Origin of the sequence: Mesorhizobium sp. M0174 (assembly GCF_040322275.1) — a bacterium.
Lineage (GTDB): Bacteria > Pseudomonadota > Alphaproteobacteria > Rhizobiales > Rhizobiaceae > Mesorhizobium.
Window position 1 is genome coordinate 64,205 of record NZ_JAMYTB010000021.1, and the last position, 16,414, is coordinate 80,618.

Annotated in this window: 19 protein-coding genes; 10 read left to right on the plus strand and 9 right to left on the minus strand. The window is 65.6% G+C overall.

All coding sequences use genetic code 11. From position 1 onward, the window contains the following. Window positions 1-175 precede the first annotated feature (175 nt). Entirely contained in the window at window positions 176-1,417 is a 1,242-nt protein-coding gene (locus tag NKJ13_RS26240) for an MFS transporter (protein WP_352690290.1), read from the plus strand. On the opposite strand, the gene NKJ13_RS26245 is transcribed toward NKJ13_RS26240, so the two are convergent. From NKJ13_RS26245 to hemC, 6 genes are all read right to left on the minus strand, one after another. Beyond that, the gene (locus NKJ13_RS26245) at window positions 1,418-2,134 is read right to left on the minus strand and encodes a glutamine amidotransferase (protein ID WP_352690292.1); all 717 of its coding nucleotides are present in this window, start codon (window positions 2,132-2,134) and stop codon (window positions 1,418-1,420) included. An 18-nt stretch (window positions 2,135-2,152) separates the two neighbouring features. Next, window positions 2,153-2,632: a tellurite resistance TerB family protein gene (locus NKJ13_RS26250; RefSeq protein WP_352509112.1), complete on the minus strand. Its 480-nt coding sequence runs from the start codon at window positions 2,630-2,632 to the stop codon at window positions 2,153-2,155. A 39-nt stretch (window positions 2,633-2,671) separates the two neighbouring features. Beyond that, window positions 2,672-4,288 (minus strand): heme biosynthesis protein HemY, encoded by a 1,617-nt coding sequence (locus NKJ13_RS26255; protein ID WP_352778810.1) that lies wholly within the window; start codon window positions 4,286-4,288, stop codon window positions 2,672-2,674. 8 nt (window positions 4,289-4,296) lie between these two features. Continuing rightward, window positions 4,297-5,817 carry a COG4223 family protein gene (locus tag NKJ13_RS26260; protein ID WP_352740588.1) on the minus strand — a complete coding sequence of 507 codons (1,521 nt, stop codon included), beginning with the start codon at window positions 5,815-5,817 and terminating at the stop codon, window positions 4,297-4,299. 347 nt (window positions 5,818-6,164) lie between these two features. Further along, a complete protein-coding gene (locus NKJ13_RS26265) occupies window positions 6,165-6,881 on the minus strand; it encodes a uroporphyrinogen-III synthase (RefSeq protein WP_352740590.1) in 717 nt (238 codons plus the stop codon). 1 nt (window position 6,882) lies between these two features. Beyond that, window positions 6,883-7,809: a hydroxymethylbilane synthase gene (hemC, locus tag NKJ13_RS26270; protein WP_352740591.1), complete on the minus strand. Its 927-nt coding sequence runs from the start codon at window positions 7,807-7,809 to the stop codon at window positions 6,883-6,885. A 105-nt stretch (window positions 7,810-7,914) separates the two neighbouring features. Here hemC and tsaD point away from each other — a divergent pair, with 105 nt between their 5' ends. The 6 genes from tsaD to NKJ13_RS26300 are packed head-to-tail and all read left to right on the plus strand — an operon-like array spanning window position 7,915 to window position 11,908. Beyond that, window positions 7,915-9,000: a tRNA (adenosine(37)-N6)-threonylcarbamoyltransferase complex transferase subunit TsaD gene (gene tsaD / locus NKJ13_RS26275; protein ID WP_352778813.1), complete on the plus strand. Its 1,086-nt coding sequence runs from the start codon at window positions 7,915-7,917 to the stop codon at window positions 8,998-9,000. Then, a complete protein-coding gene (locus tag NKJ13_RS26280) occupies window positions 8,997-10,007 on the plus strand; it encodes an NAD(P)H-dependent glycerol-3-phosphate dehydrogenase (protein ID WP_352740593.1) in 1,011 nt (336 codons plus the stop codon). Before tsaD ends, NKJ13_RS26280 begins: the two co-directional genes overlap by 4 nt. 27 nt (window positions 10,008-10,034) lie before the next feature. Beyond that, entirely contained in the window at window positions 10,035-10,331 is a 297-nt protein-coding gene (locus NKJ13_RS26285) for a YciI-like protein (protein WP_292663798.1), read from the plus strand. A 30-nt stretch (window positions 10,332-10,361) separates the two neighbouring features. Further along, window positions 10,362-10,787, plus strand: coding sequence for an EVE domain-containing protein (locus NKJ13_RS26290; RefSeq protein WP_254817798.1), 426 nt, complete (start codon window positions 10,362-10,364; stop codon window positions 10,785-10,787). Next, on the plus strand, window positions 10,784-11,440 hold the full coding sequence (locus NKJ13_RS26295) for a class I SAM-dependent methyltransferase (protein ID WP_352740604.1): 657 nt from the start codon (window positions 10,784-10,786) through the stop codon (window positions 11,438-11,440). Before NKJ13_RS26290 ends, NKJ13_RS26295 begins: the two co-directional genes overlap by 4 nt. 48 nt (window positions 11,441-11,488) lie before the next feature. After that, window positions 11,489-11,908, plus strand: coding sequence for a DUF1761 domain-containing protein (locus NKJ13_RS26300; RefSeq protein WP_352740594.1), 420 nt, complete (start codon window positions 11,489-11,491; stop codon window positions 11,906-11,908). Window positions 11,909-11,911: 3 nt separating this feature from the next. Here the strand turns inward: NKJ13_RS26300 and gcvA are convergent, their stop codons facing one another. Beyond that, a complete protein-coding gene (gene gcvA / locus NKJ13_RS26305) occupies window positions 11,912-12,832 on the minus strand; it encodes a transcriptional regulator GcvA (protein WP_352740596.1) in 921 nt (306 codons plus the stop codon). Between the two features lie 162 nt (window positions 12,833-12,994). Between gcvA and NKJ13_RS26310 the strand changes: the two genes are divergently transcribed. Continuing rightward, window positions 12,995-13,234 carry a hypothetical protein gene (locus tag NKJ13_RS26310; protein ID WP_254817801.1) on the plus strand — a complete coding sequence of 80 codons (240 nt, stop codon included), beginning with the start codon at window positions 12,995-12,997 and terminating at the stop codon, window positions 13,232-13,234. Window positions 13,235-13,310: 76 nt separating this feature from the next. Here the strand turns inward: NKJ13_RS26310 and NKJ13_RS26315 are convergent, their stop codons facing one another. Continuing rightward, entirely contained in the window at window positions 13,311-13,847 is a 537-nt protein-coding gene (locus tag NKJ13_RS26315) for a L,D-transpeptidase family protein (protein WP_352740606.1), read from the minus strand. 144 nt (window positions 13,848-13,991) lie between these two features. Here NKJ13_RS26315 and NKJ13_RS26320 point away from each other — a divergent pair, with 144 nt between their 5' ends. Both NKJ13_RS26320 and NKJ13_RS26325 read left to right on the plus strand, forming a co-directional pair. Next, window positions 13,992-14,675, plus strand: coding sequence for a response regulator transcription factor (locus tag NKJ13_RS26320; protein ID WP_254817802.1), 684 nt, complete (start codon window positions 13,992-13,994; stop codon window positions 14,673-14,675). Between the two features lie 125 nt (window positions 14,676-14,800). Next, a complete protein-coding gene (locus NKJ13_RS26325; RefSeq protein WP_352479987.1) occupies window positions 14,801-15,256 on the plus strand; it encodes a cyclic nucleotide-binding domain-containing protein in 456 nt (151 codons plus the stop codon). Between the two features lie 45 nt (window positions 15,257-15,301). On the opposite strand, the gene NKJ13_RS26330 is transcribed toward NKJ13_RS26325, so the two are convergent. Then, on the minus strand, window positions 15,302-16,195 hold the full coding sequence (locus tag NKJ13_RS26330) for a sugar phosphate isomerase/epimerase family protein (protein ID WP_352740598.1): 894 nt from the start codon (window positions 16,193-16,195) through the stop codon (window positions 15,302-15,304). Window positions 16,196-16,414 lie beyond the last annotated feature (219 nt).

A 16,414-nucleotide genomic window follows, 5' to 3' on the forward strand; every position in this document is an offset into this window, starting at 1 on the left:
CTCCGCCGAGCGCGTTTGCCATATGCAATTAGCATGGTAGCCCGAAATTCCTTGATCCAGGCCGGATTTTTGCGCGCGCCTTGCGCCGAACTGCGCTAAAGGCTCTCTTGGCCGGACCAGCGCCCATCGTGGAAGTGCCCCGCCGGCCGACATCGCCGCCACGGGGCCTTATTCCATGACCGCAGAATCCCAAGTACCATCCGACCAGCGCTATGCCGCCTTTCGCCACCGGCCGTTCCTGAGCTATTGGGCGGCGCGCTTCCTCTCGACATTCTCCACCCAGATCGTGTCGGTGGCCGTCGGCTGGCAGATCTACGATTTGACCCGCGACCCGTTCGACCTCGGCCTTGTCGGCATCGTCCAGTTCCTGCCTTCGCTGCTGCTGGTGCTGGTCACCGGCGACGTTGCCGACCGTTTCGGGCGCCGGCTGATCATGGCGCTGGCGGTGCTGGTCGAGGCGGGCTGCGCCTTGGCCCTCCTGCTGCTGACGCTGCGCGGCCTCTCCGGGCCGATGCCGGTCTTCATCGTGCTCGCCATGTTCGGCATTGCGCGCGCCTTCTTCGGGCCGGCCTCGTCATCGCTGTTCGCCAATCTGGTGCCGCCTGAGGATTTCGCCAACGCCATCGCCTGGAACTCGTCCGCCTGGCAGACGGCAACCATCGTCGGGCCGGTCGCCGGCGGCCTGCTCTATGGGCTTTCGGCCGAAGCTGCCTACACCACAGCGGCCGTGCTGATGCTCATTGCCGCCGTGCTGATCTTCACCATCCCGAAGCCTGCCCAGCGCAGCAGGACCGACAGGCCGACGGTACAGACCCTGTTCGCCGGCTTCGGCTATATCTGGAGCGAAAAGATCGTGCTCGGCGCGATTTCGCTCGACCTGTTCGCGGTGCTCCTGTCCGGCGCCTCGGCGCTGCTGCCGGTCTACGCGCGCGATATCCTCGAACTCGGCCCGTGGGGGCTCGGCCTGTTGCGCTCGGCGCCCGGCGTCGGCGCCATCTGCGTCGCCATCTGGCTGGCCGGACACCCGATCCGCAACCATGCCGGCCTTGTCATGCTTGGCTTCGTTGCGCTGTTCGGCGCGTTCACCGTCCTGTTCGGCCTCTCGACCATCACCTGGCTGTCGATCGCTGCTCTCGCCTTGCTCGGCGCCACCGACATGTTCAGCGTCTATATCCGCGAGACGCTGATCCAGCTGTGGACGCCGGACGACGTTCGCGGCCGCGTCAACGCCGTCAACCAGGTGTTTGTCGGCGCCTCGAATGAGCTCGGCGAATTCCGCGCCGGCACCATGGCCGCGCTGATCGGCACGGTTCCGGCCGTGGTGGTCGGCGGTGTCGGGGCGATCGCTGTCGCCGGGCTATGGGCGGTGCTGTTCCCGCAACTGCGCAAGGTGCGTCATCTCAAGGGGCGAAACTGATTACCGCAGCGCCGGCTTGCCGAAAATCATCGGCAGGAACTCGCTGAGCCAGCGCTTGAGGTGCATGTCCCAGATCAGCCGGCCGCCGAGATGGTCGCGGCCGGGCTGTGCGCCGGGCAGTTCGAAGCGGTGCGCGCCGCGCACCACCCAGCGCTGCATCATCGCCCGGGTCAATTCGCCATGGAACTGGATGCCCCAGGCATTGTCGCCATAGCGGAAGGCCTGGTTGGGATAGGTTTCGGCCGTCGCCAAAAGCGTCGCGTCCTTCGGCAGCGAAAAGCCCTCGCGATGGAATTGATAGACCATTTCCGGCCAATGCATCAGCCTGCTGCCCGCTTCGGTCGCCTTAAGCGGATACCAGCCGATTTCGACGAGGCCCTCACCGTGGCCCTCGACCCTGCCGCCAAGATGCTTGACCAGCATTTGCGCGCCGAGGCAGATGCCAAGCAGCGGCCGGTTCTCGTTGAGCGGAATTTTAAGCCAGTCGGTCTCGCGGCGGACGAACTCGTCGCCGTCATTGGCGCTCATCGGGCCGCCGAACACCACCGCGCCGGCATGTCCATCCAGCGTCTGCGGTAAGGCCTCGCCGAGCGGCGGTCGGCGGATGTCGAGGTCGAAGCCTTCCTCGATAAGCATATGGCCGACCCGTCCGGGGCTCGAATGCTCCTGATGCAGCACGATCAGGATCTTTGGTCTCGGGCTTGGCTTGGGCGGCATTGGAAGGCTGGACCCTGTCTATTCGTCGCTTGACGTTCCGGCAGCACCAGGAGCCGCGGCGGCCGCCTTGAGGCGCGCCTCGACACGGTCGCGACGTTCGACGCCGATCAGCTCGGCGACCCGCCAGACGGTATTGTCCTCGAGTTCGTGCAGCTCGCCATCGGCATAGACGATCTCCCACATCAGACCGATGAAGGCCTTTCGCGCCTCGGCGTCGAGATGGCGCTTGAGCACGCTGGTGAAGGCGTAGAGGTCGATCGCCTCATTGTCGGCCCGCTCGCCGGCAGCCGCCAACGCGTCGAGTTCGTCGCCGCTGATCGAGTAGCTTTCCGCCAGCACCTTCTTGAACCGCTCCCATTCGGTATCCTGGCGCACCCCGTCGGCGTTCATCACGTGGAAAAGCAGGGCGGACGCGGCAACGCGCGGATCGTCGGCGCTGGGGCTGGCGCCACCACCGGACGGCAGATCCCTTAGAAACGACAAAACGCGTTCGAACATTAAATCATTCCCAATAAGCCCGGGTCCACTCGACCCTGATCAGAACAAACGAAACCGGCGCGTCGATTTGTCCGCCGCGTCGTCGGGATCGACGCCGGGATCGTCGGGCAGCCGCGTCAGCTCCTGCGCCGGCTCGACGGCTTCGGCATCTTCCGGCACTTGGGCAAACGCCGCCGCGGTGATTGGTGTCACATGATCCTCGGCGGCACGGTTTTCGGTCCTCACTTCGGTCGCTGTGCCCGGTGTCTCGGCAGCAACGGCTGTGTGCTCGATCGCCTCGGCTATTTCCTGTACCGGTTTGGCTGGAGCCGCGATGGCCGGCATCGGTCCCTCCGGAGTCTCTTCATGGCTGTCGATCAACTGGCCGAGCCGCTCCATCGGCGCCCGCCATTCGAATGCGTCGAGCCTGCCGGTGATCGGCGATACCGGAGCCCAGCGTTCGGAGACGACGCCGTCGGCGACCCAGGCCGGGTCGCGCGGCGCTCTCACCGCCTTCGACAGCAACTGCCGCACCTTGCCCTGGTCACCGCTCTCGGCCTCCTCGATGTCGGCCAGCAGCAGATAGGCGCCTTCGCGGCGATCCATGCGGATGGCGGCTTCCGCCTCGCGGCGGGCGGTTGCAAAATCCTGCGCATCGAGCGCGGCGCGCGCCACGGCCAGCGAGGACTCGGCATGATTCTTCTTCAGCTCCTGCAGCTTCTTTGCCCGGTTCAGCCGGTCGAGCACGGCATCGCCCGGCCTGGCATGGACATAGAGCTCCGCGATCTCCGGGTGCGGCTCGGCCTTCCACGCCGCCTCGAGGATTTTCGAGCCTTTGCGCACGTCGTTCTGCCGAAACAGCAATTTCGCCGCGACGACCGCCGCCGGTGCGAAATCCGGCCGCAGCCGGTTGGCTTCGAGCGCCGCTGCCCTTGCAGCATTGGCATCGCTGTCGATCAGCGCCTGCGCCTTGGCAGTCAGCAGCACGGCGCGACGCCGGTTGGCCGCATCGCGCTCGATCTGCCGGGTCGACTTCTGGGCATCGACCAGTTTCAGCGCGCCATCCCAGTCGCCACGCCCGGTCAGGTCTTCCAACGTCGATTCGGCCGCCCAGGCCAGTTGCGGCGCTACCGCCGCGGCCCGGCCGGCATAGTCGCGGGCTGCGTTGCGGTCGCCGAGCCGCTCGGCCTCGAGATAAAGCCCGCGCAGGCCGAGCAGCCGCATTTCGGGATCGTCGAGCATGGTCTCGAACTTTTCGCGGGCGCCTTCATGGTCGCCTTCGAGCAGCGAGGCCTGCGCGTCGAGCAGCTGGATCAGCGGCTCCTGGTCGGAGCGGATCAGCTTTGCCGCTTCCTTGGTCTTCTTGCGGGCGAGCGCGCCGTCACCGGCGCCAGCGGCGATCATCCCGGTCGACAGCGCCTGATAGCCGCGGTCGCGGCGACGCACGCGGAAATAGCGCGAGATCGTATAGGGACTGTTCCACAGCGCCTTGACCAGCCACCAGACGATCATCACCGCGGCAACCACGGCAACGACCGCCACCGCCGCGACCATCAGGCTGACCTGGTATTGATAGCCGTTGAAGGTAACGAGCATTTCACCCGGCCGGTCGGCCAGCCAGGCGAAGCCGAGCCCGAGCGCAAAGACGACGGCAAGGAATGCGAGGATGCGGATCATTGGGTTCCTCACGCCTTCATCGCGCCGGCGATGAGCGAATCGATCTGTGTCTCGACCTCCATCCGCGCTTTCAGTTTCCCGGCAAAGTCGGCGCCGGCGGCCTTGGCCGCCTCAGGCAGGGCTTCGTATTCACTGAGCGCCTTGGCGTAGTCACCCTGATTGACCGCGACCTCCATACGGGCAACGGTTTCCGGGACGCCGGTGCCTTCGACGGCGCCGATCGGCCTGACCTTGACCAGCGATTCGGCGCTCGACAGCAGCTTTTGCAGGATGCCGGCATTCTGGTCGACAGGCATTGCGGCAGCGACCATGGCGTTGGCGGCGGCGTCCGCTTCGGCGGCAATCTCGGCCCGCGTCGGCACCCCCTTTTCGGCATAGGCGCGCAGCGTCGCGATCTCGGGCGCATCCGGTGAGATCGCGGCAAAGGTTTCGAGTTCGGCTGCGAACGGCGCACCTCGGTCGAGCGCAGCCTTGAGCGCCGAGGCGGCAATGGCCAGCGCGATCTTCGGCTGCGAAGCCTGTGCATCGACCTTGCCCGAGAGCTGGGAAACCGACTGTTCCAGGGCCGCAAGCCGGCCTTCCTGCGCCTTTGCCGTTTCGCCGGCTGACTTCACCAAGGCGTCGAGCGCGGCCAGCCTTTCGTTGAGCGGGCCGAGATCGACCGGCGCCGTGCCGCCGGCCTTGCCGAGGGCCGCGACCGCCTGCTCGATCTGCCGGACCTTGTCGCCAAGTGCCGCCAGCCCGGCATTGTCGCCGGCGCCGCCTTGTTCGACCGTCGACTTCAACGCCGCGACGTCCGCCCTGACCTGGTCCAGCGCCGACGACAGCCCGTCCACCTTGGCCGAGGCGTCATTGTTGGCGTCGGCCTGTCTGAGGTCCGCGACCTCGCGTTTCAGCGAAACGATCTCGCCATTGACCGCGTCGAGCGACACGCCGCCCGACCCCGGCGCACCGAGCAGGCCGGCAAATTGCAGCCCGCCGGCGGCGGCGAGCGCGATGACGCCGCCGACAATACCGGCGGCGATGCCGCTGATGCCGCTCCGCTTCGGCTGCGCTGCCATATGGTCGTCCCTCGCCTCAGCTGTCTTCTCGCCGGAGCCTGGGATCCCCGGTTCGTTGGCCCCGGTTGGGCTGGATGCATCTTCGAAACTGTAGTCGGAAGCCGTGGAGCGCCCGGCCGGCGCATCCGAACCGGCGGGATAAGAGGTTTCCGTTTCCCTGGTAGGATCGGCGCCGGCGTCCGCCGGCTCTTGCGTGCCGGCCGGCGCGGCTGCGTCGGCATGTTCCCACGGCTCGAGATCGGTCTGGTCGGCATGCACCGGCTCTTCAGGCGGCTCGGGCTGCGAGGCGTTCGCCGCTTCCTCGGCTTTCGCCTCGTCGGTTTGCGCCCCCGCTGACTCTGCACTGTCTGGCTGCTGTTTGCCGGCCTCCTGTTCGGCGGCGACTCGCGAGACGGCGCCGGGCTCGAGCTCGATGGTCACCGGCTCACGGCGGCTCTTGGAATGCCGCATCTTCGGCGTCTTGACCATGCTCGGGCTCCGCAAAATTCGCTTCGGATGGTTTGAAGGGTCTAGCACATCACCAAGCGGTGAAAAGGGGCGGCGTGATGACGCCACGGCTTTGGAATTCAGTTTTGGCAAAACGCCGCAGCGATTTTGGGACACGGCATGCGGGACCAGAAATGAAAAACCCGCCTCGGCGGCGGGTCGTTGGCGCGAATCAGCACCTAAGTGATTTTCTAGCATAGCTGCCGGCACAAAGCAAGAACAAAATGTGCCCGAGCGCAATCGCCTCAGCTTGGTGCTGCCCGCGAAGCTGCGGAATAGTGAGGATGCCAGCAGGAGGTATGCCAACGTCCGAAACAGGCAGATGGCTGTCAGCGCGACGCCTGCAAAAGCCCCAGCAAGGCATCCTCGCTGGGCTCAGGCGCAATCCGGATCCTTTCGCCGGCGACCTCGCCTAGGGCCGCGGCAATACGTCCCGACAAGGCGAGAAGGCGTGCATCTTCAAAAACACCGCGCAGCGCCGGACGGCTAGCCAGGGCCTGCATCGCCGTGGCCGCCTTGGCCGAATAGAGCAGCACCGCCTCGACCGGCCGGGCGGACAGGCGCGCAAGAACGGCCTCGTTGGAATAATCCAGCGCAAAAGTGTCGTAGGTCTCGACGGCGCGGACATGAACGCCCGACGCAAACAGCCGCTCCTCGAAGTCCGGAAAGCGCACCCGCCCGCAGAGATAGACGATGGTCTGCCCCGCGTAACCGCCAGCGAGCGCATCGGCCAGCGCCTTGGCATTGCCCGGGCCTTCGCCGACGGACAGAAACCCGGCCCTGCGGGCGGCTTCCGCCGTCTTCCTGCCGACAGCCTGGCACGGCAAGCGCGCGAGCGCGGCAATGACCTCTTTCGGCGCATGGCGAACCGCATTGGCGCTGGTGACCGCGACCGCCGCGGCGGCGTCAGCGAGCGCGCCGGCGTCGACCGGCAGCGCCGCCGTTTCGGTCAGCGGCAGCAGGATCGGCTGAAAGCCGGCATCCGCGAGCCGGCGCGCCGTGCGCGAGGCGCCCGGTTCGGGCCTCGTCACCAGGACGCGGAGCATGTCAGGTCCAGCCGTCGAAGAATGTTTCGCCGGCCTTGGCCCGAACGATCGCGGCGGCTTCCGCGCCGATGCCGGCAGCCTGTTGCGCCGGCCCTTCCAGCCTGACCTCATGCGACTGCGTGCCATCGGGCGAGATGATCAGCCCGGCAAAGGAAACCGTTCCGCCCGATATCGTCGCATGGCCGGCGATCGGTGTGCGGCAGGAGCCGTCGAGCGCCGCCAGGAAGGCGCGCTCGCAGGCCAGCGCCACGCCGGTCGGCCCGTCGTGGATCGCTGCCAGCATCTGTTCCACATCGCGGTCGCCGATGCGGCTTTCGATGCAGATCGCGCCTTGCCCCGGCGCCGGCGGAAAGACGTCGAGCGGCATCAGGTCGGTGACGACGTCCTCGAGCCCGAGCCGCTTCAGCCCGGCATAGGCGAGGATGGTGCCGTCGGCGATGCCGTCGTCGAGCTTGCGCAGCCGCGTCTGCACATTGCCGCGAAACATCACCACTTCGACGTCCGGCCGCATCCGCCGGATCAGCGCCTGGCGCCGCAGCGACGACGAACCGACCTTGGCGCCTTGCGGCAGGCCGGCAATCGTTCGCGCCGCCTTGCCGATGAAGGCGTCGCGCGCGTCCTCGCGCGGCAGGTAGGCGGACAGTTCCAGCCCCTCGGGCAACAGCGTCGGCATGTCCTTCGACGAATGCACGGCGATGTCGATGCGGCGCGCCAGCAGCGCCTCCTCGATCTCCTTGGTGAACAGGCCCTTGCCGCCGGCTTCCGACAGCGGCCGGTCCTGGATGCGGTCGCCGCTGGTCGAGATGACGACCACCTCGAAAGCTTCCGCCGGCATACCGTGCGCGGCCATCAGCCGCGCCTGCGTTTCATGCGCCTGCGCCAGTGCCAGCGGGCTGCCGCGTGTTCCGATTTTCAAGGTTGTTTGCATGACGCGCCGTCCGTGATAACCCCCGGCAGATCGAGGCGGTTTTTCCGGGTTTTCTCCTATCGGGGAAAGGCCGATTGCACAATCATCGAGGACAGCGACGAATTGATCCGCGTTCTGGGCATCGAGACGAGTTGCGACGAGACCGCCGCCAGCGTGGTGGCGCTGGACGGTCGCAGCACGCCGCAAATCCTGTCGAACATTGTGCTCAGCCAGATCGAGGAGCATGCTGCTTTCGGCGGCGTCGTGCCGGAGATTGCCGCGCGCGCCCATGTCGAGGCGCTCGACGGCATCATCGAGGCAGCGCTGGCCGATTCCGGCGTCGACCTCGCCGACATCGATGCGATTGCCGCCACAGCCGGTCCCGGTCTTGTCGGCGGGCTGATCGTCGGCCTGATGACGGCAAAAGCAATCGCCGCAGCAGCCAAAAAACCGCTGATCGCCATTAACCATCTCGAAGGCCACGCGCTGACGGCCAGATTGACCGATGGGCTCGACTTTCCCTACCTCTTGCTGCTGGTCTCCGGCGGCCATACCCAGATCGTCGCCGTGCGCGGCGTCGGCGACTACCAGCGCTGGGCGACGACCATCGATGACGCGCTTGGCGAGGCCTTCGACAAGACGGCCAAGATGCTCGGCCTGCCCTATCCGGGCGGACCGAATGTCGAGAAGGCGGCGGCAAATGGCGATTCGGCGCGTTTTGCGTTTCCGCGCCCGATGAAGGGCTCGGCACAGCCAGATTTTTCCTTCTCCGGTCTCAAGACCGCGGTCCGCCAGGCGGCAACGGCGATTGCCCCGCTGAGCGACCAGGACGTCGCCGATATCTGCGCCTCCTTCCAGGCGGCGGTCGCGGATGCGCTGGGCGACCGTGTTGCGCGGGCGCTGACCAGGTTCCGTCAGCAATTCCCGGACAAGGCCGAGCCTGCGCTGGTTGTTGCCGGCGGCGTCGCCGCCAATCGGACGATCAAGGCGACATTGCAGGGCCTGTGCAAGCAGGTCGGGTTCAGCTTCGTCGCGCCGCCGCTTAACCTCTGCACCGATAATGCGGCGATGATCGCCTGGGCCGGCATCGAGCGCCTGCGCGCCGGGATATCAGGCGAAAACGCCGCCGATTTCGTGCCGCGCTCGCGGTGGCCGCTGGACAGCATCTCCGCTCCGATGGTCGGCTCGGGCCGGCGTGGGGCCAAGGCATGACCGCCAGCGAGCACAAGGCGCCAAGCGGTTGGCGCGTCGCCGTGCTCGGCGGCGGCGCCTGGGGCACGGCGCTGGCGCTGGCCATGCTGCGCGCCGGTCATTTCGTCCGCCTCTATGCGCGCGACCCGGAGACCGTCGCGGCGATCGAGCGTGGCGAAAATCCGCGCTATCTGCCGGGCATCGCGCTCCAGGCCGGCATCGTGGCGACGAGCGACATCGTGGCCGCCCTCGACGGCGTCGACTGCGTTCTGGCGGTGGCGCCGGCACAGTCGTTACGGGTTATGCTGACGGCCGCGTCCAGCCATACGCCGAAAGGCGTCCCGCTGGTCCTCTGCGCCAAGGGCATCGAGCGCGACACCGGCGCGCTGCTGTCGTCCATTGCCGAGCGTATCCTGCCGGCAAATCCGGTCGCCGCTTTGTCGGGCCCAAGCTTTGCCACCGACGTCGCCAGGGGCCTGCCGACGGCCGTCGTGGTCGCCGCCCGCGACGAGGCTCTGGCCACCGACCTCGCCGCCCGCTTTTCGGCGGAAAACCTGCGCTGTTATTCGAGCGACGACCTGATCGGCGTCGAGATCGGCGGCGCGCTGAAGAACGTCTTTGCCATTGCCGCGGGTGCCGTCACCGGCGCCGGGCTCGGTGCCAGCGCCCAGGCGGCGATGGTGACGCGCGGTTTCGTCGAATTGCGCCGCATCGGCGCCGCCTTTGGCGCCAAGCCGGAGACGCTGATGGGGCTTTCCGGCCTCGGCGACCTGCTGCTCACCTGCTCGTCCGCGCAGTCGCGCAATTTCGCTTATGGGCTGGCGCTGGGGCAAGGCAAGCCGCTTGCCGGCTTGCCTTTGGCGGAAGGCGTGCCGACGGCGGCAATCGCCGCCCGCATCGCCGGCGAGCGCCGGATCGACGCGCCGATCATTGCCGCCGTCGCCGCCATACTGGACGGCACCATAACCATAGACCAGGCTGTATCGGCATTGATGACACGGCCGCTCAAGACCGAAACCGACATGTAATTCCCAATGATTGCGGAGATGGAAAAGATGCTGTTTGCGCTGATTTGCAAGGACAAGCCAGGAAGCCTGCAGGTGCGGCTCGATACGCGGCCCAAGCACCTTGCCTTCCTGGAAGGGCTGAACGGCGACAAGAAATTGGCCTTCGCCGGCCCGTTCCTCGACGCCGACGGCAAGCCGAACGGCACTCTCGCCGTCGTCGAGGCGCCAGATCTGGCTGCGGCAAAAGCCCTGTCGGCGGCCGATCCCTATACCAAGGCAGGGCTGTTCGAAAGCGTCGAAATCCGGCAGTGGAACTGGAGCTTCAACAAGCCGGCGGACATCTGATCGCGGCGGCACCTGAGGAGGAGCAACACAATGAACTACTGGCTGTTCAAATCCGAACCTTCGGTCTTCTCCTTCGAGGACCTCAAGGCCAAGGGCAAGGCCGGCACGCAATGGGACGGCGTGCGCAATTATGCGGCGCGCAACAACATGAAGGCGATGCAGATCGGCGATCTCGGCTTCTTCTACCATTCCAATGACGGGCTCGACATCGTCGGCATCGCCGAAGTCTGCGCTCTGGCCCATCAGGACAGCACCACCGACGACCCCCGCTGGGAGTGCGTCGATATCCGCGCCTTCAAGGACATGCCGAAGCCGGTGACGCTGGAGCAGGCCAAGGCCAATCCACAGCTGGCCGACATGGCGCTGGTGCGGCTCGGGCGGCTGTCCGTGCAGCCGGTGACGCCGGCCGAATGGCAAGAGGTTTGCCGCATGGGCGGCCTGACGCCGGCGCCATGACGGCGCTGACGCCGGACAGCGCCAGGAAATTCATCCTCGACAACACGGCGCTGATGGCGCCGCCGCATGTGCCGGAGGTCCGCCTGCACCTGGCCGACGAGGCACATGGATTATGGCAGCGGACCGAGGACGAGCTGACCGAAATCGGCCTGCCGCCACCCTTCTGGGCTTTCGCTTGGGCCGGCGGCCAGGGCCTTGCCCGCTACATCCTCGACAATCCGGCGGCGGTGCGCGGCAGGCGCGTGCTCGACTTCGCCTCAGGCTCCGGCCTTGTCGCTATTGCAGCAGTGAAGGCCGGCGCTGCCGAGGTGATCGCCGCCGATATCGACCCGTTCTGCGCGACCGCGATCCGCCTCAATGCCGAGGCCAATGGGACCGAGATCGAATTCCTCGCCGGCGATCCCATCGGCAGCGATGCCGGGTGGGACGTCGTGCTGGCCGGCGATGTCTTCTACGACAAGTCCTTTGCCGACGGGCTGATGCCGTGGTTCGCCCGGCTGAGGGCGCGCGGCGCCGACATTCTCGTCGGCGATCCCGGCCGCTCCTATCTGCCGAAGACCGGGCTGGAGCCGCTTGCCGTCTACGAAGTGGCGATGACCCGCGCGCTGGAAGACGCCGAGATCAAGCGCACCACCGTCTGGCGTCTTGCTTGACGGCATCGCCGAACAGGCGTTCCATCGCGCAATCGACCGGAGGGAACCATGGATTTTTCGGCAATCAACTGGCTGGCGGTAATCGTCGCCGCCGTCCTGGCGTGGTTGTTCGGCGCCGCCTGGTACATGGGTTTGAGCAAGCCGTGGCTGAAGGCCGCCAAGCTTGATCCGACGACGATGAGCAAATCGATGCTGCCCTTCGTCGTCTCCTTCGTCGCGGAGATCGTGATGGCGCTGGTCATGTCGCTGATCATCGGCGCGGTGACCGGCGGCGAACCGAGCCTGCTTGCCGGGGTGATCTTCGGCTTCGTTCTCTGGCTGGGGTTCGTCGCCACGACGCTTTCGGTCAACCATCGCTACGAAGGTTTCGGCTGGGATCTGACGCTCATCGATGTTGGTCACTGGCTTGGCGTGCTGCTTCTCATCGGCGCGGTGATCGGCTGGTTCGGCGCGGCGGCGACCGGCTGACCGTCAGGTCGGCGTCTTGGCGACTTCCTCGAGGAGCCAATCGCGAAAGGCGACGATGCGCGGATCATTCGCCGCCGTTTCGGGATAGACCAGGAAATAGGCGAATTCGGGCGCGACCTTGATGCCGAGTTCGAACGGCCGGATCAGCCGGCCTTCCGAAAGGTCGTTTGCCACCATGGCGAAATCGGCGAGCGCAACCGCGTTGCCGTCGAGCGCGGCCTGGACGGCATCGGTCGAATTGCCGAACACGATGGTCCGGCTGTCGTCGAAATCGTCGACGCCCGCCGCCGCCATCCACATGCTCCAGTTCGGCCAGGTGACGCCCTGGCGCGACCACTCGATATGCGCCAGCGTATGATGAAACAGGTCGCGCGGCTCCTTCAGGGGCGGCCCGGCCCGCAACAGGGCCGGGCTGCAGACCGGAATGATAACGTTTTCGAACAGCCGGTGCGAGCGAAGCCCCTGATATTTGCCGGTGCCGAAACGGATGCCGAGATCGACGTCGTCGCGATCGAAGTCGCGCACCTCGTAGCTGATGTCGAAACGCAGCTCGATCGCCGGATGCTGCTTGCGAAAATCGTCGACGCGCCGCATCAGCCACTTCGTCGCGAATTGCGCATCGAGGGTGACCTTCAGCAGCGCCGATCCGCGTGCCGTCTTCTGCGCCCGTGAGACGGCCCGGCCAAGCAGGTCGAGCGCATCGGTCGAAGCTTCGAACAGCACCGCACCCGCCTCGGTCAGCCGGATCGTGCGGCTGGTGCGTGTGAACAGCACGATGCCGAGCTGATCCTCGATTTCCTTGATCTGATGGCTGACCGCTGCCGGCGTCAGGCCGAGCTCGTCGGCGGCGCGGGTGAAATTGAGATGCCGGGCCGCTGCCTCCAGCGTCCGCAGCGCACGGGTTCCAGGCAGCAGGCGCGCCATCAGTGCCAGACGAGGAGAGTTCGGTCGAGCATTCCAATTCTCAAACAAAACTTGAAGATGCAGAAAAAACTACTCGTTTCCCGTTTTGATTTCAATCGGTCATGATCTGGTCATCGAAGAAACATCAAACCGGATTTGATGTCCGGAGAAGCGGATTGCACCATGTCTGACATCACCTTGCGCCCTGTTACCCTCCGCCCGGCCTGGCTGCGCGCCGTGCTTGACTGGTTTCGCTACGCAAAAATCGCGGTCAATCTTCCCTACGAGAATGTCGAGGATCTCTCTGATCGCCAGCTGCGCGACATCGGCGGCGAACGCAAGGACATCGCACGCGCCATGGACCGCGAACTTGGCCGGCTCGGCCTTCTCGACACGGGTTGGCAGCTGCCGAGGAAGCGCTAGGACGGTGTAGTGAGTAGTGAAGCTAAGCGGCGGGTCCGCGAATATCCTTCCCGACCAATTCGCTCACTATTCTCCCCTACCTTACCACCCTTATCACCGTCCGTTCCGACAGCAGCGGCAGCAGCCGCGCCATGGTGCGAGCCGTTACCGCGACGCAGCCTTGCGTCGGCGTAAAGCCGGGGCGCGCCAGGTGGAAGAAGATGGCGCTGCCGCGCCCGCGCCGCCGCGGCACAATGTTCCAGTCCAGCACCAGGCAGGCGTCATAGAGATCGTCGGTGCGCAGCATCCGCTCATGGCTGACGCCATAGGGGATTTTGACCGGGCGGTTGTAGTTGCGGTCCCCAGGCACTTCGCACCAGCCGAGGTCGCGGCCAATCGGCGTCATCGCGAGCCGCGTCCGGCGGCCGCCGGCAAAACGGTCGCCGCGAAAATATCCCGACAATATCCGCATCGAGGCAAGCGGCGTGGCGCCGTCGCCCTCGCGCTTGGCCGCCGAGATGCCGCCATGCCCCAGCGCACATGGAAACACCAGTTTGCCGGCCTGCAGAAAGCCTTGGCTGGCATGGCCTGGGCGCGCGCGCACGGTGAGCACGGCGAGCCCTTTCGGCAAAATTGCGCCGACTGCATTGCGATCGTGTTTTTTCTTGTATGATCGTGCCACGGAACAAATCACTGTGAACGGCTGTTGTGCCGGTCAGCTTCCGCATAAACAGGCTGCGGTCAACTGAAATCTCTTTTCAAAACAACGGATTGATCCATGACTTCACGCACCATTCTGATCGTCGACGACGATGACGACCTGCGCGGCACCCTTGTCGAGCAATTGTCGCTTTATGAGGAATTCGATGTCCTGCAGGAAGCGACCGCCGCCAAAGGCATCGCCACGGCGCGCGGCGGGCTTATCGACCTGCTCATCATGGATGTCGGCCTGCCCGACATGGATGGCCGCGAGGCGGTAAAGATATTGCGCAAGGGCGGCTACAAGGCGCCGATCATCATGCTGACCGGCCACGACACCGATTCCGACACCATCCTTGGCCTCGAGGCCGGCGCCAACGACTATGTGACGAAGCCGTTCCGCTTTGCCGTGCTGCTGGCCCGCATCCGCGCCCAGCTGCGCCAGCACGAACAGAGCGAGGACGCCACTTTCTCGGTCGGCCCCTACACGTTCAAGCCCAGCCAGAAGCTTCTGATCGACCCGCGCGGCGCCAAGGTGCGGCTGACCGAAAAGGAAGCCTCGATCATCAAATATCTCTACCGCGCCGACCAGAAGGTGGTGACCCGCGACGTGCTGCTGGAGGAAGTCTGGGGCTACAATTCCGGCGTCACCACCCACACCCTGGAAACGCATGTCTACCGGCTGCGCCAGAAGATCGAGCGCGATCCTTCCAACGCGGAAATTCTCGTGACAGAAAGCGGCGGCTACAAGCTGGTTCCTTAAACATTTCATTATTCAAATAAGCGATCCGGGCGGGGCGCTTTTCGGGTACGGTCCTGAGGCTGGAGGTGGTTTTGGATCGGCCTCGTAGGGGAGGAGTCGGACTGACGGTTCGGGGACGTAGCTAGATGGCGCTGGATGACGACATCCGCATCCTGTCCACCGTGAGGCTCTTCGAGGGCTTTACGCAGGAACAACTGCGTCTGCTCGCCTTCGGCGCCGAAACCACCAGGTTGCAAGCCGACCACAAGCTTTACCGCGAGGATGACGCGGCCGATTGCGCCTATATCGTGATCAGCGGCCGCATCGTCCTCTACCGCGAGCACGACGGCGAGCGCATCCCGATCGGCACCGCCGGCCCCGGCACCATGCTCAGCGAACTGGCGCTGATCGCCGATACCAACCGGCTGACCAGCGCCTCTGCCGAAATCGATTCGGAAGTGCTGCGGCTCAGCCGCAAGATGTTCCGCCGCATCCTTGAGGAATACCCGGAGCTGGCGGTTCACCTGCACCAGCGCATCTCGGAGGATTTCCTGGCGATGATCCGCCGCATCGAGGAACTTGGGCCGCGTTTTGCCGGCTAATACAGCGCCTCTGGTCTAACCAGATCGGTTTCGGAACGCGAGTTCTCAAGGCCGGTGCGTTGCGGAAACAAGCTCGGCCTTGCGCCGCGCCGTCTCCAGTCCGAGCGCAATGAAACGGCGCGCATGTTTGGCCAGCTCCATATTGTCGGTCCACAGATTGCGCCAGATGGCGGTTTTCCGCGACAGGTTCTCATCGACGATTTCCGACGAGAAGGATTCGAAGCTGAGGTCGTCGCTGTAGCCGATGGCGGTCAGCGCGTCGAATATCGCGGCAAAATCGATATTGCCGGTGCCGAGGAAGCCGCGATGGCTCTCACCGATATGGACATAGCCGATCTTGCTTGCGGCGTTGCGAATGGCCAAGCCGACATCGGCCTCCTCGATGTTCATATGGAAGCTGTCGAGATGCAGGAAGATGTTGTCGGAGCCGCTGTCCGCGATGAAGGCCATGCCTTGCGCGGCGGTGTTGAGCAGGTTGCTTTCGAAGCGGTTGACGATCTCGAGGTTGAGGCTGACGCCAGCTGATTTTGCTGTCTCGGCCACCTCGGCAAGCGTGCCGGCGCTGCGCTTCCACTGGTCGCGCGTCGGCGCCTCGCTCTGCAATCCATGGCTGGTGCTGAGGATGCCAGCAACCTTCTGGCCGCCAAGATCGCGGGTCAGCGCGATCGTACGTCTCAGGATTTCGACTCCGCGCGCGGCAATCGTTTTGTTGGCGCTCGAAATATCGCCGTCGGCCGGCAGTCCGATGCTGATCGCGACGCCGAGGCCGAGATCGCGGATCCGCTTGGCCAAGCCGTCAATGTCGACATTGGCGGGGTCGAGATAGGAGAATTCGATCAGGTCGAAGCCGGCCTCCCTGGTGTTGGCCAGCGTCCGCTCGAGGTCGCCCTGCGCCGAGCTCGCCGACCAGACGAATGAGTGGATTCCGATGCGCGACATGATTGTCTCCGGTCATTCCAGGAGTAGCGGACCCAAGTCCAAATCGGCTTTTGGCAATCCATACTCCGACAAAAAGGTGGGGGGGGGGGGGGCCGGCCCCCCCCCGCGGGCGCGCCGGGCGGGAGGGGAAGACAGCAGGGGCGGGCGGAGGGGACGGGGGGGGGGGGGGGGGGGGGGGGGGGGGGGGGGTTAAAAAATGGGGGGGGGGGGGGGGGGGGG